This is a genomic window from Sphingomonas sp. Leaf412, assembly GCF_001425405.1.
Lineage (GTDB): Bacteria > Pseudomonadota > Alphaproteobacteria > Sphingomonadales > Sphingomonadaceae > Sphingomonas.
The window spans coordinates 429592-435262 of sequence record NZ_LMQP01000001.1; the positions used below are offsets into that span (position 1 = coordinate 429592).

At 70.6% G+C, this 5671-nt stretch carries 7 protein-coding genes; 2 read left to right on the top strand and 5 right to left on the bottom strand.

The window, feature by feature from the left end:
- From ASG29_RS01930 to ASG29_RS01950, 5 genes are read right to left on the bottom strand one after another with little or no spacing between them, the layout of a single operon-like run.
- Complete coding sequence (locus ASG29_RS01930) at nucleotides 1–534, bottom strand: LptA/OstA family protein (protein ID WP_055979368.1); 534 nt, start codon at nucleotides 532–534, stop codon at nucleotides 1–3.
- A gap of 8 nt (nucleotides 535–542) precedes the next feature.
- Nucleotides 543–1181: an LPS export ABC transporter periplasmic protein LptC gene (gene lptC, locus ASG29_RS01935; RefSeq protein ID WP_055979371.1), complete on the bottom strand. Its 639-nt coding sequence runs from the start codon at nucleotides 1179–1181 to the stop codon at nucleotides 543–545.
- Nucleotides 1174–1794: a ribonuclease D gene (locus ASG29_RS01940; protein WP_055979374.1), complete on the bottom strand. Its 621-nt coding sequence runs from the start codon at nucleotides 1792–1794 to the stop codon at nucleotides 1174–1176. The genes lptC and ASG29_RS01940 overlap by 8 nt, the downstream gene beginning before the upstream one ends.
- Nucleotides 1795–1825: 31 nt before the next feature.
- Nucleotides 1826–2311, bottom strand: a complete 486-nt coding sequence (locus ASG29_RS01945; protein ID WP_156457836.1) for a hypothetical protein — start codon at nucleotides 2309–2311, stop codon at nucleotides 1826–1828.
- A complete protein-coding gene (locus ASG29_RS01950) occupies nucleotides 2308–3096 on the bottom strand; it encodes a TerC family protein (protein WP_055979379.1) in 789 nt (262 codons plus the stop codon). Before ASG29_RS01950 ends, ASG29_RS01945 begins: the two co-directional genes overlap by 4 nt.
- 208 nt (nucleotides 3097–3304) lie before the next feature.
- Here ASG29_RS01950 and ASG29_RS17760 point away from each other — a divergent pair, with 208 nt between their 5' ends.
- On the top strand, nucleotides 3305–4168 hold the full coding sequence (locus tag ASG29_RS17760) for a cold-shock protein (protein WP_055979382.1): 864 nt from the start codon (nucleotides 3305–3307) through the stop codon (nucleotides 4166–4168).
- 714 nt (nucleotides 4169–4882) lie between these two features.
- Nucleotides 4883–5656, top strand: a complete 774-nt coding sequence (locus ASG29_RS01960) for a glutaminyl-peptide cyclotransferase (protein WP_055979384.1) — start codon at nucleotides 4883–4885, stop codon at nucleotides 5654–5656.
- Nucleotides 5657–5671 lie beyond the last annotated feature (15 nt).

The following is a 5671-nucleotide window of genomic DNA, read 5'->3' on the forward strand; positions in this document are numbered from 1 at the left end:
TTACTTCCGGTCCGGGACCGAGAACGTCCCCGTCACGCGCCCGCGCGGATTCTGCACCACGCCGCCGGGCAGCGCGGGGCCGCCGCGCGCCGCCGCGCCGTCGATCGTCGCGCGGCCGGTGTCCAGGTCGATGGTCAACCGCCCGCCGTTGACGGTGTTGCCGCCCCCCTGCGTCAGCTTCACCGCGCCCGCCATCGTGATGACGCGGCGGCCCAGGTCGTACACCGCATACTGGCTCTGCGCGGTCTGCTGCGGCCGGCGGACCGTCACGCCGCCCGACGCGTCGAGCCGCGACACCTGCGGGTTCCCGCCCACGACCTCGCCCGTGTAGGCGACGGTCATCCGCGCGGCGTTCAGCGTCATCTCCGCCTGCTTCACCGAAACGTTGCCGGTCAGCACCGCGCGATTGGCGCGATCCTGCAACTGGATCTGGTCCGCGCCGAAATCGATCGGCGCATTCGTGTCGTGGCGCGTCTGTCCCTGCGCGAGCGCGGGAAGCGACAGCAGGGCGAGCGGAAGGAGGAAGCGCAACATGTCGCGCGCTATTTCGTCGTTGCGGGGTCGATCCGCAAGCGCGCGTTGCCGCGCAACGTCACCGTCCGCGAATCGAGGTCCGCATCCAGCCGGTCGGCGCGGAACGTCCCCTGCCGCACGGTGCCGCGCACGTCGCCGTTCGATTGCAGCCGGTTGGTCTTCAGGTCGACGGTCGCGTCGCTGGTATCCAGCGTGTAATTGTCGGGCGCCCGCAGCGCGATCGGCCCGTCCACGTTCACCTGCTCGCTATCCATGTCGTAGCGTCCGCCCGGCGCGGTCAGGCGGGCGGGGCCGTCCGCCAGTTCCAGCTGCGCGGCCAGTTCGCGCAATCGCACGATCGGTTCGGCGGAACTCTTCTGCAAGGCGGAGCCCGCGTTCAGCCGGAACGCCTGCCCCTTGTCGTCGGTGCCGCGATATTGCGCCGCCTGCACCTTCAATCGCTCGCTGGCGACGTCGACCTTGTTCTTGTCCAGGACGAAGGACGAATCGCCCCCCATCGTCAGCGGCGCCATGACCAGGAACGCGGCCAGCACGCCGATCGCCACGGGCAGCAGGTTGTTGGCGGCCCGGATGACGCGGTCGTGCGCGCCGCCGGGCAGGGCCCAGGTCTGCCGCTGCGACCGGACGCGGACCGCCAGGTCAGACATGCGCGAAGATATCCACCTCGGGCCAGCCCGCCAGGTCGAGCTCCGCGCGCGCGGGCAGGAAGTCGAAACACGCCTGCGCCAGCGCGGTCCGCCCCTCGCGCGCCAGTCGCCGGTCCAGCTCGTCGCGCATGCGGTGCAGGAAGCGCACGTCCGACGCGGCATAGTCGCGCTGCGCGTCGGACAGGTCGGGTCCGCCCCAGTCGGACGATTGCTGCTGCTTCGAGATATCCTGCCCCACCAGTTCGCGGACCAGTTCCTTCAACCCGTGGCGGTCGGTGTAGGTCCGCACCAGCCGCGAGGCGACCTTCGTACAATAGACCGGCGCGGCGACGACGCCCAGGTAATGGCGGATCGCGGCGAGGTCGAAGCGCGCGAAATGATACAACTTCGTGCGCGTGCGATCGGCCAGGACGGCGCGCAGCTCGGGCGCGGCATAATCGCTGCCCGGGGAGAAGCGGACGAGATGCTCGTCCCCGCCGCCGTCGGACAGCTGCACCACGCACAACCGGTCGCGCGGCGTCACCAGCCCCATCGTCTCGGTATCGACCGCGATCGCGGCGCCGGGGGCGAAGACGCCCGCGGGCAGGTCTTCCTCATGGAAATGGACGGTCATCGCCCCACCCTAGCCGGGTGCGGGGGAACGCTCAATGGCCGCCGCGCGCTAACGCCGCCCCGGTGTAGGCCACGTCGTCCGTCACTTCGCGCGTCGTCCAATCGGGTGGAACGATCCGCGACACAGCCTCGACGGATGCCGCCTCGACCTCTGCTAGCCACAATCCGGCAAGCCGCCCCGCGAATCGGTCGACGGCAAACCGGTGTTCACCCGCCACGACATGGAAGCGGTCTTTCACGAGCGTCGCCGCAGGCAAGGTGGCGAAAAGCATATACTCCGCTTCGGTCAGGTAGATCGTTGTGATCGGCTCTAGCGGTGGGATGCCGCCGTATTTGCGCGTCAGTTTCCACCTCCGATCGCCGTAGGCTGCCTGCACCGTGCGAAGCCGCAGCCTGGTACCGTCGATATACCGATCCTCGATCCGGATCGCTTCCCCGAGCGGCGGCAACCGATCGGGCGCTACCAGCCAGCGCCGCTCGACCTCCGCCAGCGCATATTTTGGCCAGGCCGCGCTCAACCGCCCGCCTTCGCCTTCGCGCGCCGCGCCCACAGGTTCAGCGCCTCGACCCCGGCGGAGAAGGCCATGGCGGTGTAGATATATCCCTTCGGCACGTGCGCGCCGAAGCCTTCCGCGATCAGGACCATGCCGATCATCAGCAGGAAGCCCAGCGCCAGCATCACGACCGACGGGTTGCGGTTCACGAAATTGGCCAGCGGATCGGCCGCGACCAGCATCGCGATCACCGCGACGACGACCGCGACGTACATCACCTCGACATGCTCGGTCATCCCCACCGCGGTCAGGATCGAATCGATCGAGAAGACGACGTCCAGCGCCAGGATCTGCACGATCGCCGCGCCGAAGGTGATGCCCCCCGCCACGACCGCGCCGCCTCCCTGCTCGTGCCCCGCGCCATGCTTCAGGTCGACCGCGTCGTGAATCTCCTTCGTCGCCTTGTACACCAGGAACAGCCCGCCCCCGATCAGGATCAGGTCGCGCCACGAGAAGGCGGTCTCGAACGTCGGCGCGCCGTGGCGGTCGAGCGGGCCGGTCAGCCCCAGGTCGAACACCGGCGCGGTCAGCCCGACGATCCACGCGATCGCGGTCAGCAGGATCAGCCGCATCACGAGCGCGAGGCCGATGCCGATCCGCCGCGCCTTCTGCCGCTGTTCCTCGGGCAGCTTGTTCGACAGGATCGAGATGAAGATGAGGTTGTCGATCCCCAGCACCACCTCCATCACGATCAGCGTGACGAGGGCGACCCACACGGTGGGATCGGCGACGAGCGTGGCGATGTCCATGCGACGGGCTGTGGCGCGGGTACGACCGAATCGCAACCGCTTGCGGAGAAAGCAGCGATTCGATGGAGAAAACGAGTCGCGGTGCCGTCGGCGATGGGTTATGGTCGCGTCGAGGCGCGTGCGATCGCGCTTCCGGAAACCGCGTTCGCCGTCCTGCGCGCGGGTTCCGGCAGATGACGTTCGGGCGGACCGGGAAGACGAACAGGGTATGGGTTACGACAAGGGCGGCCGCGGCAATCGCGGCGGGCGTGGGCGCGACAAGCGCGACAGCTTCGGCGGCGGTGACGAGTTCGGCGGCGGCGGCGGCTTCGACCAGGGCGGTTTCGGCGGCGGTAGCAGCTTCGGCGGCGGCTTCGGCGGCGGCAGCGGCGGCGGCGGGTTCCGTGGCGGCGGCGGTGGCGGCTTCGGCGGCGGCGGCGGCGGCGGTGGCTTCCGCGGCGGCGGCGGTGGTGGCGGCTTCGGCGGTGGTGGCGGCGGCGGTAACCGCATGCCCCCGCAGGTCGTCGGCGAAGGCACCGGCGTCGTGAAATTCTTCAACGCGCAGAAGGGCTTCGGCTTCGTCGTGCGCGACGACGGCGGCGAAGACGTGTTCGTGCACATCTCCGCGGTCGAGCAGGCGGGCCTCAGCGGCCTGGCCGACGGTCAGCCGCTCGGCTTCACCCTCGTCGATCGCGGCGGCCGCATTTCGGCCACCGACCTGAAGATCGAGGGCGAGCCCCTGCCCGTCACCGATCGCGCGCCCCCGCGCGACGGCGGCTTCGGCGGCGGTGATCGTGGCGCGCCGCGCGGCGGCGCGGGCGGCTTCGGCGGCGGCGATCGCGGCGGCGCCGGTGGCGCACCGCAGCGTCAGCTGACCGGCGAGCAGGCCACGGGTACGGTCAAGTTCTTCAACGCGATGAAGGGCTTCGGCTTCATCCAGCGCGACGACGGACAGCCCGACGCGTTCGTCCACATCTCCGCAGTGGAACGCGCCGGCATGCCGACGCTGAACGAGGGCGATCGCCTGAAGTTCGAAATCGAGGTCGATCGTCGCGGCAAGTATGCGGCGGTGAACCTGTCGGGCGGGGACTGACCCCTCCTTCCGGTACGTCGATAGCGGCCCGCCCGGCTCCATGCCGGGCGGGCCGTTTTCTTTTGTATGGAAGTCGCGGGGACGCTCGTCGGCCCGGACCCGATCCGGGGTCGATCGGGCCGCGCGGACACCGCCTGCCGGTCCCGCGACGCCATGGATGCCGGATCGGGTGCGGCATGACGGATGATCCGGGATGGTTGTCGGCGACCCGTTACCGTTACTGCGGCGTGCCTTGCGCGCCGGGAACGCCTTGCCCGTCACCCCGGACTTGCTCCGGGGTCCACCGTCCCGCGCATCCGACGGTCGCCGCTCCCGCGGCACGGTGGATGCCGGGACGCGCCCGGCATGACGGGTGATCCCGGAGTGGTTGTCGGCGACCCGTGACCGGCTGGTTTTCCGCGACCGCGCCTTGCCTATACGCCGCGTCGTCACCCCGGACGTGTTCCGGGATCACCGTCCCGCACATCCGACGGCCGCCGCTCTCGCGGCACGGTGGATGCCGGGATGCGCCCGGCATGACGGATGCTTCCGGGATGGTTGTCGGCGACCCGTTACCGGCCGGTTCCCGCGACCGCGCCTTGCCTACACGCCGCGTCGTCACCCCGGACTTGTTCCGCGGTCCATGGTGCCGCACAGTCGGCGGCATCCATTCATTCGGCACGACGGATGCCGGGACGAGCCCGGCATGACGGCCGCCTGCCAGGATTGTCGTCGATGACCCTTCGCCTCGCCCTCCTCCTCCCCCTCCTGACGCTCCCCGCCCCCGCGGTGCCGCAGGCGGCGCCCGCGGCGCGCGCGCCGGTGATCGTCGCGCGCATCGTCGCGCGCTTCCCGCACGATCGCACCGCCTTCACCGAAGGGCTGATCTGGCACGACGGCGCGCTGTACGAGAGCGTCGGGCTGGAGGGGAAATCCGACGTCCGCCGCGTCGACCTTCCCACGGGCCGCATCGTCGCGCGCGCGCGCATCCCCGCGCGCCAGTTCGGCGAGGGGCTGGCGGCGTGGAAGGGCGTGCTGACCAGCCTGACGTGGCACGACGGCGTCGCGCACCGCTGGACCGCGGCGCTGAAACCCGCGGGCACGCTGCGCTACGACGGGGAGGGCTGGGGCCTGGCCAGCGATGCGCGCGGCTTCGTACGGTCGGACGGCAGCGATACGCTGACGTTCCACGATCCCGCGACGATGCACGTGCGGTCGCGGCTGACGGTGACGCTGAACGGCCGCGCGATCACCCAGCTGAACGAGCTGGAGGTGGTCGACGGCGCGATCCTGGCCAACGTCTGGCACACGCCGTACGTCCTGCGTATCGACCCCGCATCGGGCCGCGTCACCGCGGTGATCGACCTGCGCGCGGTCGTGGCGGCGGCGGGCGTGACCGATCCGGAGGCGGTGGCGAACGGCATCGCCTGGGATGCCGCGAAACGCCGCCTGTTCGTCACGGGCAAGAACTGGCCGACGCTGTTCGAGATCGCGCTGCCCGCGGGGTGACGGGCGCCCCCCCCC

Bases quoted from the DNA above. Each gene is read 5' to 3' on its own strand.
- ASG29_RS01950 (WP_055979379.1), bottom strand. From the start codon at position 3,096: ATGGACATCGCCACGCTCGTCGCCGATCCCACCGTGTGGGTCGCCCTC.
- lptC (WP_055979371.1), bottom strand. From the start codon at position 1,181: ATGTCTGACCTGGCGGTCCGCGTCCGGTCGCAGCGGCAGACCTGGGCC.
- ASG29_RS17760 (WP_055979382.1), top strand. From the start codon at position 3,305: ATGGGTTACGACAAGGGCGGCCGCGGCAATCGCGGCGGGCGTGGGCGC.
- ASG29_RS01960 (WP_055979384.1), top strand. From the start codon at position 4,883: ATGACCCTTCGCCTCGCCCTCCTCCTCCCCCTCCTGACGCTCCCCGCC.
- ASG29_RS01930 (WP_055979368.1), bottom strand. From the start codon at position 534: ATGTTGCGCTTCCTCCTTCCGCTCGCCCTGCTGTCGCTTCCCGCGCTC.
- ASG29_RS01940 (WP_055979374.1), bottom strand. From the start codon at position 1,794: ATGACCGTCCATTTCCATGAGGAAGACCTGCCCGCGGGCGTCTTCGCC.